The organism is Rubrivirga halophila, from assembly GCF_046845755.1.
In the GTDB taxonomy this organism is placed as follows: domain Bacteria; phylum Bacteroidota; class Rhodothermia; order Rhodothermales; family Rubricoccaceae; genus Rubrivirga.
On sequence record NZ_CP177357.1, the window covers coordinates 1,750,170 to 1,771,780 of the forward strand.

At 71.9% G+C, this 21,611-nt stretch carries 21 protein-coding genes and 1 tRNA gene; 10 read left to right on the forward strand and 12 right to left on the reverse strand.

The annotated features are described in order from the left end of the window. Window positions 1-99: 99 nt before the first annotated feature. Window positions 100-729, forward strand: coding sequence for an SDR family oxidoreductase (locus ACLIRP_RS07640; RefSeq protein ID WP_412063374.1), 630 nt, complete (start codon window positions 100-102; stop codon window positions 727-729). A 49-nt stretch (window positions 730-778) separates the two neighbouring features. Then, the gene (locus ACLIRP_RS07645; protein WP_412063375.1) at window positions 779-2,752 is read left to right on the forward strand and encodes an AMP-binding protein; all 1,974 of its coding nucleotides are present in this window, start codon (window positions 779-781) and stop codon (window positions 2,750-2,752) included. Between the two features lie 67 nt (window positions 2,753-2,819). On the opposite strand, the gene ACLIRP_RS07650 is transcribed toward ACLIRP_RS07645, so the two are convergent. Continuing rightward, window positions 2,820-3,359: a hypothetical protein gene (locus tag ACLIRP_RS07650; protein ID WP_412063376.1), complete on the reverse strand. Its 540-nt coding sequence runs from the start codon at window positions 3,357-3,359 to the stop codon at window positions 2,820-2,822. 245 nt (window positions 3,360-3,604) lie between these two features. Here ACLIRP_RS07650 and ACLIRP_RS07655 point away from each other — a divergent pair, with 245 nt between their 5' ends. From ACLIRP_RS07655 to ACLIRP_RS07665, 3 genes are read left to right on the forward strand one after another with little or no spacing between them, the layout of a single operon-like run. After that, window positions 3,605-4,039 carry an OsmC family protein gene (locus ACLIRP_RS07655; RefSeq protein WP_412063377.1) on the forward strand — a complete coding sequence of 145 codons (435 nt, stop codon included), beginning with the start codon at window positions 3,605-3,607 and terminating at the stop codon, window positions 4,037-4,039. After that, window positions 4,036-4,767, forward strand: coding sequence for an acyl-[acyl-carrier-protein] thioesterase (locus ACLIRP_RS07660; protein ID WP_412063378.1), 732 nt, complete (start codon window positions 4,036-4,038; stop codon window positions 4,765-4,767). Before ACLIRP_RS07655 ends, ACLIRP_RS07660 begins: the two co-directional genes overlap by 4 nt. Further along, complete coding sequence (locus ACLIRP_RS07665; RefSeq protein ID WP_412063379.1) at window positions 4,764-5,144, forward strand: rhodanese-like domain-containing protein; 381 nt, start codon at window positions 4,764-4,766, stop codon at window positions 5,142-5,144. The genes ACLIRP_RS07660 and ACLIRP_RS07665 overlap by 4 nt, the downstream gene beginning before the upstream one ends. A 32-nt stretch (window positions 5,145-5,176) precedes the next feature. Here ACLIRP_RS07665 and ACLIRP_RS07670 read toward each other — a convergent pair whose 3' ends face one another. The 3 genes from ACLIRP_RS07670 to ACLIRP_RS07680 form a co-directional block, all read right to left on the reverse strand. Next, a complete protein-coding gene (locus ACLIRP_RS07670; protein WP_412063380.1) occupies window positions 5,177-5,380 on the reverse strand; it encodes a hypothetical protein in 204 nt (67 codons plus the stop codon). A 26-nt stretch (window positions 5,381-5,406) separates the two neighbouring features. Beyond that, the gene (locus tag ACLIRP_RS07675) at window positions 5,407-6,603 is read right to left on the reverse strand and encodes a phosphoglycerate dehydrogenase (RefSeq protein ID WP_412063381.1); all 1,197 of its coding nucleotides are present in this window, start codon (window positions 6,601-6,603) and stop codon (window positions 5,407-5,409) included. Between the two features lie 69 nt (window positions 6,604-6,672). Continuing rightward, window positions 6,673-7,881: a DUF1015 domain-containing protein gene (locus ACLIRP_RS07680; RefSeq protein ID WP_412063382.1), complete on the reverse strand. Its 1,209-nt coding sequence runs from the start codon at window positions 7,879-7,881 to the stop codon at window positions 6,673-6,675. Between the two features lie 144 nt (window positions 7,882-8,025). Between ACLIRP_RS07680 and ACLIRP_RS07685 the strand changes: the two genes are divergently transcribed. Both ACLIRP_RS07685 and ACLIRP_RS07690 read left to right on the forward strand, forming a co-directional pair. Then, window positions 8,026-8,097 (forward strand) — tRNA-Met (locus ACLIRP_RS07685). A gap of 139 nt (window positions 8,098-8,236) precedes the next feature. Then, entirely contained in the window at window positions 8,237-10,846 is a 2,610-nt protein-coding gene (locus ACLIRP_RS07690) for a sulfatase-like hydrolase/transferase (protein ID WP_412063383.1), read from the forward strand. On the opposite strand, the gene ACLIRP_RS07695 is transcribed toward ACLIRP_RS07690, so the two are convergent. Further along, window positions 10,843-11,223, reverse strand: coding sequence for an NFACT RNA binding domain-containing protein (locus ACLIRP_RS07695; RefSeq protein ID WP_412063384.1), 381 nt, complete (start codon window positions 11,221-11,223; stop codon window positions 10,843-10,845). The genes ACLIRP_RS07690 and ACLIRP_RS07695 overlap by 4 nt on opposite strands. 35 nt (window positions 11,224-11,258) lie before the next feature. On the opposite strand from ACLIRP_RS07695, the gene ACLIRP_RS07700 reads away from it, so the two are divergent. Further along, a complete protein-coding gene (locus tag ACLIRP_RS07700; protein ID WP_412063385.1) occupies window positions 11,259-12,197 on the forward strand; it encodes an L-threonylcarbamoyladenylate synthase in 939 nt (312 codons plus the stop codon). Here the strand turns inward: ACLIRP_RS07700 and ACLIRP_RS07705 are convergent. From ACLIRP_RS07705 to ACLIRP_RS07735, 7 genes are all read right to left on the reverse strand, one after another. Then, the gene (locus ACLIRP_RS07705) at window positions 12,194-12,643 is read right to left on the reverse strand and encodes a hypothetical protein (RefSeq protein ID WP_412063386.1); all 450 of its coding nucleotides are present in this window, start codon (window positions 12,641-12,643) and stop codon (window positions 12,194-12,196) included. The two genes, ACLIRP_RS07700 and ACLIRP_RS07705, sit on opposite strands and share 4 nt — an antisense overlap. A gap of 26 nt (window positions 12,644-12,669) precedes the next feature. After that, on the reverse strand, window positions 12,670-13,041 hold the full coding sequence (locus tag ACLIRP_RS07710; protein WP_412063387.1) for a Rid family hydrolase: 372 nt from the start codon (window positions 13,039-13,041) through the stop codon (window positions 12,670-12,672). A 4-nt stretch (window positions 13,042-13,045) separates the two neighbouring features. After that, window positions 13,046-13,756, reverse strand: a complete 711-nt coding sequence (locus ACLIRP_RS07715; protein WP_412063388.1) for a phosphatase PAP2 family protein — start codon at window positions 13,754-13,756, stop codon at window positions 13,046-13,048. Between the two features lie 142 nt (window positions 13,757-13,898). Next, the gene (recA, locus tag ACLIRP_RS07720) at window positions 13,899-14,990 is read right to left on the reverse strand and encodes a recombinase RecA (RefSeq protein ID WP_412063389.1); all 1,092 of its coding nucleotides are present in this window, start codon (window positions 14,988-14,990) and stop codon (window positions 13,899-13,901) included. Between the two features lie 194 nt (window positions 14,991-15,184). Further along, window positions 15,185-16,432 (reverse strand): competence/damage-inducible protein A, encoded by a 1,248-nt coding sequence (locus tag ACLIRP_RS07725; RefSeq protein ID WP_412063390.1) that lies wholly within the window; start codon window positions 16,430-16,432, stop codon window positions 15,185-15,187. Window positions 16,433-16,522: 90 nt separating this feature from the next. After that, window positions 16,523-17,173 carry an orotate phosphoribosyltransferase gene (pyrE, locus tag ACLIRP_RS07730; RefSeq protein WP_412063391.1) on the reverse strand — a complete coding sequence of 217 codons (651 nt, stop codon included), beginning with the start codon at window positions 17,171-17,173 and terminating at the stop codon, window positions 16,523-16,525. A gap of 21 nt (window positions 17,174-17,194) precedes the next feature. Continuing rightward, the gene (locus tag ACLIRP_RS07735; protein ID WP_412063392.1) at window positions 17,195-17,812 is read right to left on the reverse strand and encodes a CDP-alcohol phosphatidyltransferase family protein; all 618 of its coding nucleotides are present in this window, start codon (window positions 17,810-17,812) and stop codon (window positions 17,195-17,197) included. A 247-nt stretch (window positions 17,813-18,059) separates the two neighbouring features. Here ACLIRP_RS07735 and dnaK point away from each other — a divergent pair, with 247 nt between their 5' ends. Then, entirely contained in the window at window positions 18,060-20,000 is a 1,941-nt protein-coding gene (gene dnaK / locus ACLIRP_RS07740; protein ID WP_412063393.1) for a molecular chaperone DnaK, read from the forward strand. 159 nt (window positions 20,001-20,159) lie between these two features. After that, complete coding sequence (gene creD, locus ACLIRP_RS07745; protein ID WP_412063394.1) at window positions 20,160-21,596, forward strand: cell envelope integrity protein CreD; 1,437 nt, start codon at window positions 20,160-20,162, stop codon at window positions 21,594-21,596. Window positions 21,597-21,611 lie beyond the last annotated feature (15 nt).

Sequence of the window (21,611 nt, forward strand, 5' to 3'; positions counted from 1 at the left end):
CGGGGCTTTGTGAGGTCCCGGCCCATACCGCGCAGCGACGGCACTGCGGTCGGACGCTCCCCGTGAGAGGAGCCCCTACCCCCCCTCCCCCCCTCTCCGATGACCCTTCTCGTAGCCGGCGCCCACGGCGCCATTGGCCAGCGCCTCGTCCAGATCCTCGCCGAGGCCGGCCACACCGTCCGCGCGATGGTCCGAGACGACGACCAGTTCGAGGCCATGCGCGCCCTCGGTGGCGAGCCCTTGTTGAGCGACCTGACCAGCGACGTGTCGCAAGCTCCGGCTGGCGTCGGCGCCGTGATCTTCGCCGCCGGGTCGGGTGGCAAGGCCGTGGAGGAGGTGGACCGTGACGGAGCCATCGCGCTTATCGACGCGACCGCCGCGCAAGGCGTCTCCCGGTTCGTGATGCTCAGCTCCATCGGCGCCGACGCGCCCCAAGACGCCGACGAACTTCAGGACTACCTGCTCGCCAAGCACGGGGCCGACGAGCACCTCATGGGCACCGACCTCATCTACACGATCTTGCGCCCGACGTCGCTGACGAACGGGGCCGGGACCGGGACGGCCACGTTCGCCGCCTCCCTGGACGCCGACGAGCGCGCGATGGGGGTCGCTCGCGAAGACGTGGCGCTCGCGCTGGCCTCCATCCTCACCGTGTCCGAGACGGAGGGCGCCGTGATCGAGATGACCTCCGGCTCGACCCCGATCCGGGAGGGGCTGGCGACGGTCTAGGCCCGGCGCGGATGGGGCGCCCCGTACCTTGGGGCGTCCCCCCGAGCCCATGCCTGACACGTTCCCCTTCGGCCAGTCCGCCGCCTGGACGCCCTCACCCGAGCACATCGCCGACACCAACCTCGCGCGCTTCTGGCGCCGGCAAGGGCTCGCGGACTACGCCGCCCTGGAGGCCTGGGCGCTCGAGGACGTCGGCCGCTTCTGGGACGCCGTCCTCGAAGACCTCGGCATCGAGTTCAGCCACCCGTACGCCGCCGTTTTGGACACGTCCGACGGCATCGAGCGGCCCCGGTGGTGCGTCGGCGGGCGGATGAACGTCGTCCACAACTGCCTCGACCGCTGGGCGGGGACGGCGGCCTGGGACCGAGACGCCGTCCGCTACGAGGCCGAGGAGGGACACACCGTCGCGCTCACGTATCGCCAGTTGCACGCCGCCGTCGCCGACTGCGCGGCCGGCCTGCGGGCGCACGGCATCGGGGAAGGCGACGCCGTCGGGCTGTACCTCCCGATGTGCCCCGAGATCGTCGTCGCGTTCCTGGCGATCGCCCGCATCGGCGGCGTCATCCTGCCCCTGTTCTCCGGCTACGGCGCCGAGGCCGTCGCGACCCGGCTGGCCGACGGGAACGCGAAGGCGCTCGTCGTGGCCGACGGCGCTCCGAGGCGCGGCAAGACCGTCCCGATGAAGGACGTCGCCGACCAGGCGCTGGCCGACGCGCCGTCGGTCGAGACCGTGTTCGTGGTCGAGCGCGTCGGCATCGTCGGCCTGCCCCAGCACGACCGCGACGTGCCGTGGGCGCGGCTCATGGAGACCGGGGCGGCCGCGACGGACGCCCAGCGCGCATGCGCCGACACGGCCGCCGAGGACCCCGCGCTGCTGATCTACACCTCGGGCACGACGGGCACGCCCAAGGGCGCCGTCCACACGCACTGCGGCTTCCCCATCAAGGCCGCTCAGGACATGCGCCACCCGATGGACGTGCGCGCCGGCGACGTGGTCTGGTGGATGAGCGACATGGGCTGGATGATGGGCCCCTGGCTCGTCTTCGGAGCCCTCCTCAACGGCGCCACGATGGTCCTCTACGACGGCGCCCCCGACGTGCCCGACCACGCCCGGACGTGGGACATCTGCGAGCGCTTTGGCGTGACACTCTTGGGCCTGTCCCCCACCCTCGTTCGCGCCCTCCGCCCCCACGGCACGGAGCCAATCGAGCGCCACGACCTGGGCGCCCTCCGCGCCGTCGGTTCAACCGGAAGCCCGTGGGACCCCGAGAGCTGGCGCTGGTTGTTCGAGAACGTGCTCGATTCCAACAAGCCGATCCTCAACTACTCGGGCGGGACCGAGATCTCGGGCGGCATCGTCTGCGGCAACCACGTCGAGCCGCTCAAGCCGACCGGCTTCTCGGGCCCGGTCGTCGGCATGGACGCCGACGTGCTCGACGAGGCCGGCCAGCCCGTGCGCGGCGCCGTCGGGGAGCTCGCGATCCGCCAGCCGTGGATCGGCATGACGCGCGGCTTCCACGGCGACGCCGACGACGCCCGCTACCACGCGACGTACTGGGACCGCCACCCCGGGCTCTGGGTCCACGGCGACTTTGCGGCCATCGACGCCGACGGCCAATGGTTCCTGCTCGGCCGCTCCGACGACACCATCAAAGTCGCCGGCAAGCGGCTCGGGCCGGCCGAAGTCGAGGGCGCGCTCAACGCCGACGCCCGGGTGCTCGAGAGCGCGGCCATCGGCGTGCCCGACGCCGTCAAGGGGCAGGCCGTCGTCGCCTTCGTGCGGCTGGCGGACGGGGTCCGCGAGTCCGAAGAGCTGCGCGACGCGCTCGTCGGCCGGATCACCGAGGCGCTCGGCAAGGCGTTGCGCCCCAAAGCCGTGCTCTTTGTGGATGCTCTTCCCAAGACGCGCAACGCCAAGGTGATGCGTCGCGTGATCCGCGCCGCCCACCTCGGCGACGACCTGGGGAACGTGACCGCGCTCGAGGACCCCGAGGCCGTCGAGGCCATCCGGCGCGCCTGGTAGAGGCCCAAACGCACGAGGGGGACCAGGCGCATGCCCGGTCCCCCTCGCAAGCCGTCGAACGGGTCGGCTAGACCGCGTCGTAGTAGTACGTGTTCTCGGCGCCAGTCTCGCGGTAGTGGGTGTCGAGGTAGTCGCGGTCGTTGTCGCGCGGGTGGACCCCCATCACGATGCCGCCGTCCTTGACGTCCTTCTCGTAGACCTTGGCCTGGTCCTCCGGGATGCCGGCCCCGATGAGCGCGCCCAGAAGGCTGCCGCCCGCGCCGCCGGCACCGGCGCCCAGGAGCGCGCCGGCGATCGGCCCGGCGATGGCGCCGATGCCCGGGATGAGGACGGCGCCGCCGACGCCGACGATCGCGCCGAGGACGCCGCCGGCGGTCCCGCCGACGGCGGCGCCGACGCCCGCGCCTTCGGCGGCCTTCGAGCCCTGCTCGATCTCGACCTCGGCCACGTCGCGGTTGTACCGCTCCCAGGTGTCGTCGGACATGACCACGTGGATGTCGTCCTTGGTGTAGCCCCGATCGCGGAGCGAAGCGTACGCGTTGTTCGCGGAGGCGGGATCGCGGTAGGTCCCGGTGTAGAGGGGGCGGTCGGCGGTCTGGTCAGTCATGAGAGGGGGGTGGGGGAATGGACGTCTTAGAGTGCGCCTCCGCCCGGGCTGTTCCAGCCGACCGGGGTTCCACGAAACTCCTGACCGCCGATTCCGGGAATCGCCCGTCCCATCTCAGTGGTACCTACGCTCCGATTCGACCGCGCCGGACACCTGTCACGAACTGCGGTGTACGACGCGGGCAGCCCGGCCGCCGCTCACGGGCTGGCCGCCCCCATCCACCCCTCTCTTCTACACGTCCCCCGATGACTCGCACCGCTTCTGCCCACTGGTCCGGCTCCCTGTCCGACGGCTCCGGCGCCATTTCGACCGAGACCGGCGCGCTGTCCGACAAGCCGTACTCGTTCTCATCCCGCTTTGAAGAGAACGGCGAGCCCGGCACGAACCCCGAGGAGTTGCTCGGCGCCGCGCACGCGGCCTGCTTCACGATGCAGCTCTCCCACATGCTCGCCGAGGCCGGCCACCCGCCGTCGCGCGCTAAGACGACGGCCAAGGTCCACCTCCGTCAGGTCGCCGGCGGATTCGAGATCCACAAGATCGACCTCGTCCTCGACGCCGACGTGCCGGGCATCGACGACGGCCAGTTCCGCGACATCGCGACGACCGCCAAGGAGTCGTGCCCGCTCTCGAAGGTGCTTGCGGCCGCCGAGATCACGCTCGACGCGACGCTGCGCTCGTGAGCGAGACGCCTCTGGTCTGGTCCGAGCCGTTCCGCATCCGCGCCGTCGAGACCGGCCCCGACGGGATGGCCTCGGTCCTGACCGTGTGCGACCTGCTGCAGGAGGCCGCCGGCGAGCACGCGCTCGCGGCCGACCGCGAGGGCTTCCCGCTCCCCGACGGGGGGTGGAGCACCTGGGTGCTGTCCCAACTCAGCGTCCGGATTGGGCGGCGCCCAGCCATGCGCGAAATCGTTGAGGTCGAGACGTGGCCCGCCGCGCTCGACGGCTTGCGCGCCACGCGCGACTTCCGCGTCACCGACGCCGACGGCGCCGTGCTGGCGGTCGCGACCAGCCGGTGGTTCCTGATCGATATCGACCGGCGCCGGCCGGTCCGGCTGCCGCCCGCGATGGATGGGTTCGAGGCGGGGGCCAAGCCCCGCGCGCACGAGATGCCCGACCCGCCGCGCGCGCCGGACCCCGTCGAGCACCGCGCCGAGTTCGCCGTCCGCCGGTCCGACCTCGACCGCGTCGGCCACGCCAATAACGTCCGGTTCATCGAATGGGCGCTCGAAGCCCTGCCCGCTGACGCCGGGCTCGCGGGGATCGACGTGGCGTACAAAGCGGAGGCGAACGTGGGCGACGTGGTGGTCTCCGCCGTCGGCCCCCTCCGCGACGGCGCGCGAGACCACCGCCTCGCGGCGCGCGACGGCCGTACGTTTGCGCTCGCACGCACCCTGTGGTCCCGATGAAAGCCTCCCTCGTCCTGCTCGCGCTCGGCATCGTCGCCCTCGGCGGCTATCTGTGGATGACCGGCGGCGGGGACGCCGAGCCGGTCGACTCGATCGTCGCCGCCATCGGCGAGGGCGCGCCCGTCGTGGACGTCCGCACCGACGCCGAGTACGGCGAGGGCCACGTCGCCGGCGCCCTCCACGCCGACGTGCTGGACGCCGACTTCCGCGACCTCGTGGCCGACCTCCCGCGCGACGAGACGGTCTACTTGTACTGCGCCTCGGGCGTGCGCAGCGGGCGGGCCGCCCGGGTCCTGGAGGCCATGGGCTTCGCGCGTGTCGTCAACGCGGGCGGGTTCCAGGACCTCGCCGACGCCGGCGCGCCCGTCGCGCGTTAGCGGAGGGGCGCGTGTCCAGCTCGCGGCGGCGCCTATCGGGACCGGTCGGCGGCTCGCGCCTTCTGCAACCGGAGCGTCCGGATCGCCAGCCCCAGTGAGACGAGCACGACGCCCAGCAGCTTGGTGGAGCCGCCAGAAGACGCCGACACCAGCCCGACGGCAGCAAGTACGCCCGCGGCGATGGTGAGGGCGGTGGCGATGTGGCCGGCCATGCGGCCGCGGGTCGAAATGGTCATTGGAGCCCGAAAGGGAGGGTGGCGCGCTAGAGCTCGATGACGGTCGCGTTCAGCACGTGCTCGACGGCGCCGATCCGCGCGAGCGTGTCGTCGTCGGGCTGGCCGTCGAAGCGAATCCGGGCGCACGCGGCGGCGGCCCCGGAAAACACCAGGTTCTCCATCTCCTGCACGTTCCAGCCCGCCTCCCGGATCTCGCCGAGTACGCCTGCCAGCACGCCCACGCGGTCGAGGTGCCGTACGGTCAGCAGGTGCGTCGCGGGCGTCCGGTCGGCCAGGTTGACCCCGTTGTCGACGCGGCCGGTCTCGGCGTAGCGCCGGATCACGCGGATCGCCTCCTGGCCAATCGCGTCCGACGCCTCGTCGGTCGAGGCGCCAATGTGGTGCGTGAGGTAGGCGGCGTCCGCGAGGGGGTGCGAGAACGGGCCCGCCTTGTCGGACGGCTCGCCCGCCGGCACGTCGGTCGCGTACCGCAACCGGCCCGCGGCGACCGCGTCGGCGACCGCGACCTCGTCGACGACCTCCGCGCGCGTCGTGTTGATGAGCGAGGCGCCGTCGGGCAGCGCCGCGAGGAACGCGGCGTCGACCAAGTGCGCCGTCTCGGGCGTCGAGGCCACGTGGACCGTCACGACGTCCGACTGCCGCGCGACGTCGACGGGGCTGGCGGCGAACGTCACGCCGAGGTCCTGCGCCGCCTCGGGCGTCAGCGAGCGGCTCCAGGCCACGACCGGCATCCCGAAGGCGCGGGCGCGGGCGACGACCTCACGGCCGATGCTCCCCATCCCGACGACGCCCAACGTCCGGCCGCGCAGGCCGCGCGCCTTCGCGAACCCCTTCTTGTCCCAGCGCCCCTCGCGCGCCGCGATCACGTTGTCGGGGATCCGGCGGTCGAGCGCCAGGATGAGCCCGAACGCGAGCTCGGCGACGGCCGCCGCGTTCTTGCCGGGGCAGTTCGCCACGAAGACACCCCGCTCCGACGCGCCTGTCACGTCGATCGAGTCGACGCCCGCACCGGCGCGGACGATGAGTTCGAGCCCGGGCGCTGCGTCGAGCGCCGCCGCGGTCACCTTCGTCGAGCGCACGACGAGCACGGCCGGGTTGTCCTCCGCGAGCGCTGCCGCGAGCGTGTCGCCCGACAGGTCGGGCGCCTCGATCACGACGTGGCCGTCGTCACGTAGCACGCCCAGGGCGTCTTCGGAAAGCTTGTCGGCGACGAGGATGGTCATGGAACGTGAAAAGTGAAAACGAGGAAAGTGAGACCGTTCAACGCCGCACGTTCAACGTCGCCGCACGGATCAGTCCCAGAAGGTGTGGACGAGCAGGCCGCTGCGCAGCTTGGGCTCGAACCACGTCGACTTCGGGGGCATCAGCTCGCCCGCGTCCGACACGTCGAGCAGCTCCTCGGGCGCAGTCGGGTACATCGAGAAGGCGATGTCGGCCTCGCCCGCGTCGACGAGCCGCTCCAGTTCCTCGGTCCCCCGGATGCCACCGACGAAGGCCACGTTCTCGTCCGTGCGCGGGTCGGTGATGCCCAACAGGGGCTCTAGCACGAACTCGCCGAGCCGGGCCACGTCGAGCGTGTCGGCGACGCCGTCGCGCTCGGTCTCGGGCAGCACGAGCGTGTTCCAGCCGTAGTCCATCCCGAGGTAGAAAGCGACCAGGCCGAAGTCCTCGGGGTCGGGGAAGAGCGCCTCCTCGACGTCCACGCGGCGGCGGAGCTGGTCGAGGAACTTGCCCTTGCCGACCGGGAGGTGCTTGACGATCCGGTTGTAAGGGAGGATTTCCATGTCCTCATACGGGAAGAGGACGGCCAGGAAGTGGCCGGCCTCGGGCACGTCCGCCAGCTCGCGCGCGGCGCGCGCCGCGGCGGCGCTGCGGTGGTGACCATCGGCCACGTACAGCGCGTCGGTGTCCGCGAACGCCTCGACCACGGCGGCGGGGTCGGGCACGGCCCACACGGTGTGCTGGACGTAGTCCTTGGCCCGGAAGTCGTAGAGTGGCTCGGTCTCCATCGCTTGGGCGACCGCCTCGTCGATGTCGTCGCGGCCCCGGTAGGTCAGCATCACCGGCTCGGCGTGCGCGCGCTGCTCGACGATGTGCCGCGTGCGGTCGTCCTCCTTGTCGGGCCGCGTCTCCTCATGCTTGAGGATGACGTCGTTGTCGTAGTCGTCGGCAGAGACCAGGCCCACGATGCCCGTCTGGGCGCGCCCGTTCATCACGAGCCTGTAGACGTAGAGGCGCGGCTCGTCGTCGCGGACGAAGGCCTCCGAGGCCGCCAGCTCGCGCAAGGCCTTGGCGCCCTGGGCGTAGACCTCGTCGGCGTGCTCGTCGGTGCCTGCCGCGAGGTCGATCTCGGGGCGGACGACGTGGAGGAAAGAGTGCTCGTTGCCAGCCGCAAGCGTGCGGGCTTCCTCGACGGAGACGACGTCGTAGGGGACGGAGGCGGCGCGCTCGGCGAACGCGGGCGCGGGACGGAGCGCCCGGAACGGACGGACGGAGGCCATGAGTCGGGACTGCGGGGATGAGGAGGAGCGAAGATAGACGACGGGGGACCCGGTGGGCCGGATTCCGACACGCGGACTTCACCGGCGCTCCACCGCTGGCGGCTTGATGCCCACCCGCCCGGCCCCTACCTTGGGATCACACACCGCGGGGTGGAGAAGTGGTATCTCGTCGGGCTCATAACCCGAAGATCGGGGGTTCGAATCCCCCCCCCGCAACACCGGCGCCGGTCCTCACGCGAGGGCCGGCGCTTTCTGCGTGCAGCCTCGTTCCGCGGGGTCCCGATAGGCGGGCCAAATCCCGATAACACATGTGAACAGGCTGCGGTGTATCCTCGGGGGGTCTCCTCACGGTTCTGTGCTGCCCCGGGCTTTCATCCTCGCCGTCGCCCTCAGCGTCCCGACGGCCGTCCACGGCCAGCCCGCTCAGCCGAACATCGTGCTCGTGCTCGTCGACGACCTGGACACGGCGGCGATGGCGACACTCCCTGGGCTCCGCGAGGTGACCACCGAGGCCGGGCTGTCGTTCTCGCGGGGCTACATCCCGAACTCGCTGTGCGGCCCGTCTCGGGGGGCCCTCATGACAGGGACCAACAGCCACTCGAACGGATACCTGTTCAACGGGAAGCGCCACTACCGGGAGTGGAAGGCTCAGGGGTGGGAGGACCAGACGTTCCCGATCGCCCTCCAGGGCGCGGGGTACCACACGATCCACGTGGGGAAGCCCGTGAACGGGTGGCCGGACCGCGGCCCCCTCTACACCCCGCCCGGCTGGAACGTCTATTCCGCCTCGATGCCCCGGGTCGGGGGCTACATGGACTTCTCGGAGTACGTCGACGACGGCTCCGGGGGCATCGTGAACGACTATTCCGGGCCGGACTCGTACCGGACCGACGTCGAGGCCGGGATCGCGGTCGGCGCGCTCCGGGCGGCCGCCGACCTCGACCAGCCGGTGTTCCTCTACCTCTCGCTCTACACCCCCCACGCCGAGTCGGGGACGGAGCCCACCCGCGCGATCCCGGCCCCGCGCCACGAGGGCACGCTCCCCGACGCCATCGTCCCCCGCGACCCGGACTTCGACGAGGACGACGTCTCGGACAAACACGCCGACCTCGCCGGGCGCACCCCGCTCCCCGGCTACGACGGGATGGACGGGCTCTTCCGATCCCGCGTCGAGGCGATGCTCTCGGCTGAGGAGGCCATCCGCGACCTCCGCGACGAGCTCGAGGCGCTCGGGATGGCCGATGACACTTACGTCTTCTTCGTGTCCGACAACGGCATCATGCTGGGGCACCATCGGATCCGTGGGAGCAAGGGGTACCCGTACGAGCGGTCAGCGCGCGTCCCGTTCGCCGTCTCCGGCCCGGGGATCAGCGCGGGGACCCTCGACGACGCGCTCGTCTCGATCGTCGACCTCGCCCCGACTTTCCTCGACCTTGCGGGGGCCCCGGCCCCGGCCCACTACGAGGGCCGGAGCTTGGTCCCGCTGCTGACCGGCGAGCCCGTCGCGTGGCGCCAGACGCTACTGCTCGAGGGCTGGAACCGCGACACCCTCCCCTACTACCGGACCGTGATCACCGCCGAGGGGCTGAAGTACACTGAGTTCCCCAGGTCCGGCGAGGTCGAGCTCTACGACCTGGTCGCCGACCCGTTCGAGCTCGACGGCTCGTGGGACTTCATCCCCCAGGCCGACCTCGACCAGTTCTCCTTCCGGCTGGGCCAGCTCGCGGGCTGCAGCCGGGCCGCGTGCGCGTCGATCGACGGGCGCAGGGAGCCGAAGACCCGGGCCATCCGGGGGCGGCTCGAGGCCCCCGCCGCCATCGGCGTCCCGCTCGTCGCCGAGTGGAAGAGCGTCGGGCTCCGCGTTAACGTCCGCCTCGTCCTAGACATCCCGGCGACTGGCGAGAGCGTGGTGATCGCCTCGGCGCCTGCCACCGACGGCCGGATCGAGGTGTCCGTGCCCGACTCGCTCCTCGGCCAGACCGTCCAGGTCGTGCTCCGCACCGCAATCGCGGAGTGGGCCGCCGACCCCGTCGAGCTGGCCGACGTCCGGGCCCACACCGTCGTCGATGGGACCGCCGGGGCGCTCCTGTTCGGGCCGCCGGCGCCGGGCCTCACCGTGGCCGACCTCGCGGCCCAGAACCTCGTCACGGGGGTCCCCGGCTACTTCCCGAACGCCGGGCCGTCGGTGTGGACCGGCTTCGACACCGGGGCCGGGCAGTGGGTGCCCGCGGCGTCCGCCGACCAGGTCCTGCCCCTCGGGCGGGCCTTCCGCTGGCGGCTCCGCGACGAGGACGGGGTCGGCCGCGAGCGCGTCAGCATCAGCCGGGCGTTCCCGTTCGACCTCCGCTCGACGCGGCGGCCCAACACGGCCGACATCGCCGTCGAGCTCGACACCTCGGGGACGCGCTGGAATGTCCTCGCCAATCCGTTCGACGCCCCCCTCGACCTGACGCGCATGGCCGAGTGGCCGGGCGCCGTGCACGCCTCGGGTGCGACGGCGTTCGACAACGCGACGCGGCGTTGGGTGGCCATCGATGAGGTCGCGCCCTGGCAGGCGTTCCGGGTTCGGGCCCGCGGGCCCCGGCCGAACGGCGGCCCCCGCATCCTGACGATCCCGGCGTGGGCGGCGGGCCTGGCCGAGCCGCCCCCGCCGCCGCCCGAGGCCACCGCCCCCCCGGGCGCCCTCGCACGCGCGGCCATCGCCCCCGAGGTCGCGCTCGAGGCGCCCATCCCGAACCCGTCGGCCGGCCGGGCCGAGATCCGCTTCGCGCTCGCCGAGCGGGGCCCCATTCGGCTCGCCGTCTACGACGTCCGGGGCCGGGAGGTCGCCGTGGTCGCCGACGGAGACTGGCCGGCGGGCGCCCACCGAGCGCGCCTCGCGGAGGGGCTGGCGGGCGGGGTGTACGTGGTCCGGCTGGAGGCCGGGGGCCGCGTGCTGACACACCGCGCCGTCGTCGTCCGCTAGGCCCGCGCGTACACCTTGACGGACTCGTAGCGCCGGAGCTGGACTGATCCCGGCTTGGCGCCGCGCGGCTTCGACACGTCGCACGCCCGGCATACGTGGACGTCCACCTTGCCGGTCGCGCCCTTCGCCTTCGAGTGGGCCACGGCCAGCTCCGCCGCGCGCTTCACGACGGCCCGGGGCACCTCGCCCCCTTCGGGCGTCCGGATGACCACGTGGCTCCCGGGCGTCCCGCCGCCGACGTGGAGCCAGACGTCGTTCGGCCGGGCCACCTTAAAAGTCAGCTTGTCGTTGTCGCGGGCCGTCCGACCGACGAGCACGTCGTAGCCGTCGACGTTGTGCGTGTCGTAGTCGGCGAGGGTGGGTTCGCGGCGGGCCATGGTCGGATCTTGCGGGGGACCCGAAACCTAGCGCCGTGACTACCCGCCTCCTGAGAGATCCCGCCGAAGCCGCCGCCGTGCTCGCGAGCGGCGGGCTGTGCGCGATCCCGACGGAGACCGTCTACGGCCTGGCCGCGCTGGCGACGGACGCGAGCGCGGTCGGACGCGTGTTCGGGGCGAAAGGCCGGCCGGCCGACAACCCGCTGATCGTTCACGTCGGCGACGCTGGCGACGCCGACGCGGTCGCCCAGCTCACCGCGCTCGGTCGGGACCTCCTGGCGGCGTTCGCGCCGGGCCCGCTGACCGTCGTGCTCCCCGCCCGGACCGGCCTGCCAGCCGCCGTCACCGCCGGGCTCGACACGGTCGCCGTCCGGGTCCCCGCCAGCCCCGAGGCGCGGGCCGTGCTGGCGGCGCTGGCGGCGCCCCTCGTCGCGCCATCCGCGAACCGGAGCGGCCGGCCGAGCCCGACCACGTGGCAGGCTGTGGTGGCCGACCTCGACGGCCGGATCGACGCCGTCCTCCAGGGCCCGCCCGCGACGGTCGGGCTCGAATCGACGGTCGTGGATGCCACGGGAGACACGCCTGTTGTGCTCCGTCCCGGAGCAGTCACGCTCGATCGGCTGCGAGACCTCTGGCCCGGCGCGTTCGCGACCGGGACGAACGACGACGCCCGCCACCGGTCGCCGGGCACGCGCCACCGGCACTACGCGCCCCACGCCCGCGTCCACCTCGTCGCGTCGGCCGAGGCCTCGAGTCCCGACTCCGACGCCGCCTACATCGGCCTCGACGCCCCCCCGCCCGGGTATGCCCTGGAGGTCGTCTGCCCCACGGTCGCCGACTACGCGCACCGCGTGTTCGAGACCTTCCGCCGCGCCGACGCCTTGGGGCTGGCGCGCATCGACGCCCAGCTCGTCGCCGACGATGGGCTGGGGACGGCGCTGCTCGACCGCTTGCGCCGCGCCGCCGAGCGCTAGCCGCCGATCACGCCGCGCCCGACGTACATCAGCACGAAGATGCCCATCCAGACGGCGTGGCCGATGCCGAGGCCGAGCGCGATCCGCTTGCGGCCCGTCTCGGCGACCGGCGTGCCGGCCCCGTTCGTCAACTGCGCCCATCCGGGCCGAATCAGCGCGAACTGGACGACGACCAGCACCAGGCCCAGCGACAGCGCCGTGTGGTACGGCCAGGCGTTGTACTGCGCCTCCAGGCCGAGCTGCATGCCCAGCATCCAGTTGGCGACGGCGGCCGCGTAGAACAGGACGATCGAGCCGTTCATCGAGCCGACCACCTTCCCTCCTTCCGGTGTGCCGGGCGACATCGCGCCGCGGGCCAGCGACGGCAGCGCCAGCCCCAGCCCGAACCAGGCGGCGGCGAACAACACGTGGAGGGCGAGGACGACGGTGTGGAGGTACGGCAGCATCGGTCGGGGGGAAAAGCTGATGGAAGCTAAGGGGCGGCCTCCACGACGGCGTCCAGTTCGATTTCCACCATGAGTTCGGGCGCGATCAGCGCCGATACCTCGACCATGGTGGAGGCGGGCGGGTTCGCCCCGAACCGGGCGCGGTGCACGCGCCCTACCGCGTCGGCATCGGCGATGTCGGTGATGTACATCCGCGTCCGGATGACGTCGGCGGAGGTGCCGCCCAGCGTCGCGAGCGCCGCAAGCGCCGTCTCGAATGCGGCGCTCGCCTGGGCCTGAGCCGTGGCCCCAGGGGCCGTCGTGCCTGAAACGGCGACCCAGTTGCCGATCCGGACCGCCCGGCGGTAGCCGTAGATCGATTCCCAGGCCACTCCACTGGTAGCGGTTTGACGACGCATCGCGTTAAAGGGGAATGGAGAACCGAACGGCGTTTGCGTCGCCACTGGTCCCCGGCCCGCCGTCGAGCGCGTTCCAGACCAGGTGGACGGCGACCGCCGAGGCGACCCCGACGGCGGCACCGACGGCCACGTCGGTCGGGTAATGGACGCCGTGCCAGATGCGGGCGGCGCCCATCGTGCCCACCCAGGCAGCGGCCGGCCCGATCACGTACCACTCGGGGTAGCTCAGCGACAGCGACGTGGCGCTGGCGGCCGCCAGCGACGTGTGGCCCGACGGAAAGGAGTACGGGTCGATGATGTCCTCGCCCATGTGCCCACGGTCCCGGGCCACGACGCCGTCGAGCGCGGCGTAGGGACGCGGCCGCAGCACCAGCCGCTTCATCGCGAGCGTGACCGCGACGTCCAGCCCCTGAGCCGCGGCCATCTTGACCGCCGGCTCGTAGTCGCCGCCGTCGAGCGCGGCGCCGAGCGCGAGCGCCGGCGCGATGCCGCCGTACACGGGATACGCGGTCACGTTGACGGCGCGCATCGCCCCAGTCAGCATCGGGACGTCGATCTCGTAGATCGCCCGGAAGATGGCCACGTCGCGCGCCTCGGTGTTCGGGGGGAGGTCGGGCGGGTCGCCGGTCGCGGTCGTGTCGGCGACCTGCGCCTGGGCGGGAGCCGCGGTCAGCTCGACGGCCCCGAAGGCCAGAAGCAGGAGGACAATGCGCATCCCGCAAGCTACCCCTCCCCTCCTCTCAGCAGCTCGCGCGGTCGGTCAGCGGGCGCCGTCGCCGAGCCGCGCGCCCCCTCAAAAAAGCAGGCGCCGCCCGGACGGATCCAAGCGGCGCCTGCGGGCGATCTGTCCGAGTCGGCTACGCGTCGAGGACGGCCTCCTGGCCGTTGGTGGACGCCGTGTCCTCGTCCTCGACCTCCGCGTCGGGGTCCGGGATCATGCCGAGGGCGACCTTGATGGCGTTCTTGACGGCCTCACGACGGTCGTCGTTCGTCTTGAGCCACTCCTTGGTGACGTCGCGGCCCTGGCCAATGCGCTCCTCGCCGTAGGAGTACCACGAGCCCGACTTCTGGATGATGTCGTGCTCGAGCCCGAGGTCGACGAGCTCGCCGAGCGACGAGACGCCCTCGCCGTAGATGATGTCGAACTCGGCCTGCCGGAACGGCGGGGCCACCTTGTTCTTGACCACCTTGACGCGCGTCCGGTTGCCCGTCACCTCCTGGCCGTCCTTGATGGCGCCGATGCGGCGGATGTCCATCCGGACCGACGCGTAGAACTTGAGCGCGCGGCCGCCGGCGGTCGTCTCGGGGCTCCCGAACATGACGCCGATCTTCATCCGGATCTGGTTGATGAAGATCAAGATCGTGTTGGTCCGCTTGATGGTGCCGGTGATCTTGCGGAGCGCCTGGCTCATGAGCCGGGCCTGGATGCCGACGTGGCTGGCGCCCATCTCGCCCTCGATCTCGGCCTTGGGCACGAGCGCGGCGACCGAGTCGATCACGACGACGTCGATGGCGCCGGAGCGGACGAGCATGTCGCAGATCTCAAGCGCCTGCTCGCCGGTGTCCGGCTGGGACATCAGCAGGTCGTCCGTGTTGACGCCGAGTTTCTCGGCGTACGTCGGGTCGAAGGCGTGCTCGGCGTCGATAAAGGCGCACGTGCCGCCCATCTTCTGGGCCTCGGCGATGATCTGGGTCGCCAGCGTGGTCTTGCCGGACGACTCGGGCCCGTAGATCTCGATGATGCGGCCGCGCGGGACGCCGCCGATGCCGAGCGCGTGATCGAGGGTGAGGGAGCCGGTCGAGACGGCGTCCATCGAGACGGGCGGCTGGTCGCCCATCTTCATCACGGCGCCTTTGCCGAACTGCTTGTCGATCTGCTTCATGGCGAGATCGAGGGCCTTCGACTTGGCGGCGGCGTCGACGGGGACGGTGGCGGGGGACTTCGCCATGAGGGCAGGCTCCGAAGAGCGGGTCTGTGGATGTAAAAGGGCCGGGTGCGTGGCCCCTCAGGCAGTGCGAACGCAACAGGGTACGGCGGCGGGGGTGACACCTTCGCGTCACGCCCGAGCAGACCCGCCCCCTGCGTTCACCCCGATAACCGCGAGCCCGGCCAAAAGGTTGCCGCGCGGCGCCGGCGACGGGCTCAGGCGCCGCCGCGACGCGCGAGCTGGCGCCGGGCGAGGTCGAGCACGGCCGTCGCCGACAGCGCGATGTTGACGGCGCGGTTGGGGGTGAGGTGGAGGAGCACGGCACGGGCGTCGGCGCCGTCGTCGTAGGCGATCCAGACGGTCCCGACGGGTTTCTCGGGCGTGCCGCCGGTCGGCCCGGCGATGCCGGTCGTCGCCAGCCCCACGTCCGCGCCCAAGCGGGCGCGGGCGCCGGCCGCCATCGCGAGCGCGACGGGCTCGCTCACGGCGCCGTGGTCGTCGAGGTGCTCCTCGGGCACGTCGAGGAGGGCCCGTTTGGCGGCGTTCGAGTACGCCACGACGCCGCCACAGACGACCGCGCTGGCGCCGGGGATCGCGGTGAGCCGGGAGAGGACCGTCCCGCCGGTGCAGCTCTCGGCGACCGCCAGCGTCAGACCGGCCGCGCGGAAGGCGTCGAGCACGACCGCTTGGAGTGTCGTCTCGCCCTCGCCGAACGCCAGCCGCCCGACCGCGCCGCGGACCGTTTCGAACGCGCCGTCGAGATCCGCTTGCGCGGCATCGCGGCTCGGGCCCCGCGCCGTCAGCCGGACGCGTACCTGCCCGGTACTCGGCAGGTACGCCAGTTTGACAGACTCGGGGAGGGCGCCGGCCGCCTCGATCAGCACCGACAGGTCGCTCTCCCCTTTCCCGACGGTCAGTAGCGTCCGCGAGAGCACGACGCCGTCTTGCCGCTTGACGAGCCGGGGGAGGACGGATGCCGTGGCGATGGCCTCCATCTCGTGTGGCACGCCGGGCATCACGGCCACCATGCGGCCGTCGTCTTGGCCCCACAGGCCGGGCGCGCTGCCGGTCGGGTTGGGGAGCGCGTCGAACCCGACGGGCACCTCGGCCATCACCCGGCCGACGGCGGGCATCGTGCGGCCCCGCGTCGCGTAGCGCGCCTCGATCCGGTCGAGCACGTCGGGCCGAAACTCGAGTTCGCGGCCGAACACCTCGGCGACCGCCGCCTTCGTCACGTCGTCGTGCGTCGGCCCCAGCCCGCCCGTCACGATGACGACCGCCGCGCCGTCCGCGTACGCCCTTTCCAGCGCGCGGACGATCTCGCCGTGGTCGTCGCCGACCGTCTCGGAGCGCCGCACGTCGACGCCCGCCGCCGCGAGCCGCTCGCCGAGCCAGGCCGCGTTCGTGTCGACGATCTGCCCGAGCAGGATCTCGTCGCCAACGGTCAGGAGGTGGCCGGTCATGGCAGGAGGAGAGGAATGGAGGGCAAGAGGAGCAGAGGACGAGCAGGATGGCGAACGGTTCGAGCGATCCGTACCTCCACGGCCCAGGCCTTACCCCTCCTGCTGTCCCACCCACCGCTCGCTCCATCCGGCCGGGTCGCGGCGCCAGGCGTCGAGCGTGTCGCGGTCGGCCTCGGCCAGCGTGCCCGTCTCGCGCGCCGCTCGCGCCAGCGCGTCGAGGCCGGTCAGCGTCGCCAGCGGGATGCCCGCCGAGTCGAACGCGGCCTCGGCCTCGGGGAAGCCGTACGAGAAGACGGCCACGACAGCGACCACGTCGACCCCGTGCTGGCGCAACGCTTGGGCGGCCGATAGTGCGGAGCCGCCGGTCGAGATGAGGTCCTCCACGAGGACGACGCGCGCGCCGTCCGCGACGGCCCCCTCGATCCGGTTTTCCTTGCCGTGCCCCTTGGGCGCCGAGCGGACGTAGCTGAACGGGAGCTCCAAGCGGTCCGCCAGCAGGGCGCCGTGCGGGATGCCGGCCGTCGCGGTCGCCGAAATCGCGTCGGGCGAGAAGGGGCGCGAGAGATCGGCGAAAGCATCGGCGATGCAGCCGCGCACGTCGGGGTGCGAGAGCGTCAGCCGGTTGTCGGTGTAGATCGGCGAGCGCCGGCCGCTGGCCCACGTGAACGGGTCGGCGGGGCGAAGCGCGACGGCGCCGATGCGCAACAGGTCGCGGGCGAGGGCGGCGGCGGTGTCGGGCATGCGAGGGCGCCGCGGACGGCGTCAGCCGGCGGCGGGCTGGCGGAAGTAGAGGACGCCCGTCCACACTGTGACCGCGGCGGTCGCCAGCAGGAAGACGAGCGCGACGGGCGAGGCGAGGGCGGCGGCCAGGAACGTGCCGAGCGCGCCGAGCGCGCCGCCGAGCGCCTCGAGGTGGCGGCCGGCGAGGAACACGAAGGCGGTGATCAGAAACGTGAGCTGCCACGCCGTCTTCCACTTGGCGGCCGTCGAGGTCGCCAGCGTCTTGCCCTGCTTCTCGTAGACGGCCCGGAGCACGGTCACCGCCACGTCGCGGACGGCGATGGCGCCGATCGCGAGCCACGGCAGCCACGCGCCGACGGGCGCCGCGAGCCCCTCCCCGATCGGCTGCAGAAACGGGATCAGGAAGAAGGCGCCGAGGACGAGGACCTTGTCCGCCAGCGGGTCCAGAAACTGGCCCAGGCGCGAGCCGACGCCGTACTTCCGCGCGATCTGGCCGTCGAGCCAGTCGGTGATGGCGGCGATGATGAACAGGGCGGCCCCGCCGATCTGGCCCGCGACCGTCCCCGTCCACAAGAGGTACAGGCACACCGGCGCCGCGATCATGCGGCCGACGGTCAGGACGTTGGGGACGTGTTTCATCGGGCGGAGCCCGCTAGGCCGGGGGGGACGCCAAGATACCCCGCCGCCGGGTCGGTTGAGGATCTGGCGAAGCGGTCTGCCATAACGGCAATCGGCGCGCGGTGGCACGGCCCTTGTCCTGTCTGTGCGTGACATGACGGCCTGCCGATCCGGCAGGCCCCGTGGATCCTGGCGACCGACGCGGCGTAGCCAACGTCACTCCGCCACGCTCTGCGGCACCCCTCTACTCCAAGCATCCACTCCCCCAATGGGCAAGATTATCGGCATCGACCTCGGCACGACGAACTCCGTCGTGGCCGTGATGGAAGGCAACGAGCCTGTCGTCGTCCCCAACGCCGAAGGCGGCCGGACGACCCCGTCCGTGGTCGCCTTCAAAAAGGACGGCGAGCGCCTCGTCGGCGCGCCGGCCAAGCGCCAGGCCATCACGAACCCCCAGAACACCATCTTCTCGGCCAAGCGGTTCATGGGCCGCCAGCACTCCGAAGTCGCCGAGGAGATGAAGACCGTCCCCTACACGGTCGCGGCCGCCGACGGCGGCGTGGCCCGCATCCAGGTCGAGGCGGGCGGCGAGAACAAGCTGTACACGCCGCAGGAGATCTCGGCGATGGTGCTCGCCAAGCTCAAGCAGACCGCCGAGGACTACCTCGGCGAGCGCGTCACCGAGGCGGTCATCACCGTCCCGGCCTACTTCAACGACGCCCAGCGCAAGGCGACGCAGGAGGCCGGCCAGATCGCCGGGCTCGACGTCAAGCGCATCCTGAACGAGCCCACGGCCGCGGCGCTCGCGTACGGGCTCGACAAAAAGTCCGAGGACGAGATCATCGCGGTCTACGACCTCGGCGGCGGCACCTACGACATCTCCATCCTGGAGCTCGGCGACGGCGTCTTCGAGGTCAAGAGCACGAACGGCGACACCCACCTCGGCGGCGACGACTTCGACCAGCGCCTGATCGACTGGATCGCCGACGAGTTCAAGCGCGAGGAGGGCATCGACCTGCGGACCGACCCGATGGCGCTCCAGCGCCTCAAGGAGGCCGCCGAGAAGGCCAAGATCGAGCTGTCGGCCGCCTCGCAGACGACCATCAACCTCCCGTTCATCACGGCGACGCAGGAGGGCCCCAAGCACCTCACCCTCGACCTAACGCGGGCCACGTTCGAGAAGCTCGTCGACGACCTCGTGAGCCGCACCATCCCCCCGATGGAGAAGGCGCTCAAGGACGCCGGGCTGACGAAGGAGCAGGTCGACGAGGTCATCCTGGTCGGCGGCTCGTCGCGCATCCCTAAGATCCAGGAGGTCGTCGAGCAGTTCTTCGGCAAGAAGCCGAACCGCTCGGTCAACCCTGACGAGGTCGTCGCGCTCGGCGCGGCGATTCAGGGCGGCGTGCTGTCGGGCGACGTCTCGGACGTGCTCCTGCTCGACGTGACGCCGCTGAACCTGGGCATCGAGACGCTCGGCGGCGTGATGACGCCGCTCATCCCGGCCAACACGACCATCCCGACGCGCAAGTCGGAGACGTTCTCGACCGCCAGCGACAACCAGCCGTCTGTCGAGATCCACGTGCTCCAGGGCGACCGCTCGATGGCCGTCGACAACAAGACGATCGGCCGGTTTCACCTCGACGGCATCCCCCCCGCCCCGCGCGGCCTGCCCCAGGTCGAGGTCACCTTCGACATCGACGCCGACGGCATCCTGTCGGTCTCGGCCAAGGACAAGGCGACCGGCAAGGAACAGTCGATCCGCATCGAGGCCTCGTCCGGCCTGAGCGACGCGGAGATCGAGGCCATGCGCCGCTCCGCGCGCGAGAACGCGGCCGAGGACGCCAAGCGCAAGGAGTCGATCACCCAGCTCAACCAGGCCGACAGCCTCATTTTCTCGACCGAGAAGAACCTCGCGGACTACGGCGACAAGCTGCCCGCCGAGAAGCGGTCGCAGATCGAGGCCGGGCTCGAGCGGCTCAAGGAGGTCCACAAGGGCCAGGACCTCGAGCAGCTCGAGTCGGCGATGGAGCAGCTCAACACGGCGTGGTCCGGCGCGGCGGAGGACCTCTACCGCGCCCAGCAGGCCGAGGCCGAAGCGGGCGGCGCCGACGCCGCCGCCCAGGCGCAGGCCGACGGCCCCACCGAGGCGGCCGACGCCACCGAGGACGCCGACTTCGAAGTCGTCGACGAGGGCGAGACGCAGGCCTAAGCCGGCTCTCCTCACTCAGCCGCCCCGATGCCCCTCCGGCGTCGGGGCGGTTTTTTGTTGGCCGGCCCCGCTTGCGGACGCCCGGCGGATTTCTGGTGCCCCGGCGGTCGAGAGCGACCGGGGCGTCTCTACGTTCCGGGCTCGCGCCCCTCCGCCCCAATGTCCGACGCCAGCGCTCCCCAAGCCTCCCCCCCCCCGGCCCGGCGCGTGCCCAAGCTGCCGTCGCCGCGTCGGTCGCTGGCGTGGAAGGTGGTCGCCATCGTGCTCATCGTCTTTGTGCTGATGGTGCCGCTGGCGCTCTTGGGCGGGCTCATCAACGAGCGCGAGCAGCTCCGCGAGCAGGCGCGGCTGGAGGTCTCGGCGCAGTGGGGCCAGGACCAGACGCTGGGCGGGCCGGTCCTCACGATCCCGTACACGGCGACCGAGCCGGCCCCGAACGGCGGCCAGCAGCGCGTGACGCGCTACGCGCACCTCTTCCCCGACGCCCTCGATGTCGAGGGCACGATGGCGCCGCAGGTCCGCACACGCGGCATCTTCCGCGTCGTGCTGTACGAGGCGCAGCTCACCGTCCGCGGCCAATTCCCGCCGGTTGACTCGGCCGCCTTCGGCATCCCCCGGAGCGCGCTCCGGCTCGACGAGGCGTTCGTCCAGATCGGGATCTCGGACTTGGTCGGCGTGCGTGAGCCGATCCGCCTGCGGTGGGACGGCACGGACCGCGAGGCCGACCCGGGGATCGTCACGAACGACGTGTTCTCGACCGGCGTGACGGTGCCCGTCCGCGTCGACGGCGACGGCGCGGCGTTCTCGTTCAGGCTGAGCCTCAACGGGAGCGGCAGCCTGGGCGTGCTGCCCGTCGGCCGCGAGACGACGCTGCGGCTGGCGTCGCCGTGGGACACGCCGCGCTTTGCAGGCGCCTTCCTGCCCGAGGACCGCACGGTCGCTGACACGGGGTTCGAGGCCCGGTGGCGGGTGCTCCACCTCAACCGCAACTACCCGCAGGCCTTTGCCGGGGGGTTCGGGCGACCGACGGGCCTGCCGCTGCGCCGCGCCAGGTTCGACTACTACGAGATGGAGGCCGCGATGGCCGGGGGCGCGTCGGCGTTTGGCGTCGAACTGCTGCTTCCGGTCGACGAGTACCAGAAGACCAACCGGGCGGCCAAGTACGGGGTGCTGTTCGTCTTTCTGACCTTCCTGACGTTCTTCTTCGTCGAGGTGCTGGGCGGGCGCCGGATCCACCCGATCCAGTACCTGCTAGTCGGCTTCGCAGTGACGCTGTTCTACCTCCTCCTGCTGGCGTTCGCCGAGTACCTCCCGTTCAACGGGGCCTACGGCGTCGCGGCCGTCGCCATCCTGTCGCTGGTGGTTTTATACGCTCGTGCCGTCTTCGGCGGCTGGCGCCTCGCGGCGCTCGTGGGCGGCCTGCTGACGCTGTTCTACGGCTACTTTTTCGTGCTCCTCCAGCTGGAGGCGTACGCCCTGCTCGCGGGCAGCCTGGGGCTGCTCGTCACGCTCGCGGTCGTGATGTACCTCTCCCGCCAGGTGGACTGGTATGACGACCCCTTCGGGGGCATCGGCGCCACGTCGGACGGAGGATGAGCCCGCCCCCTGCGG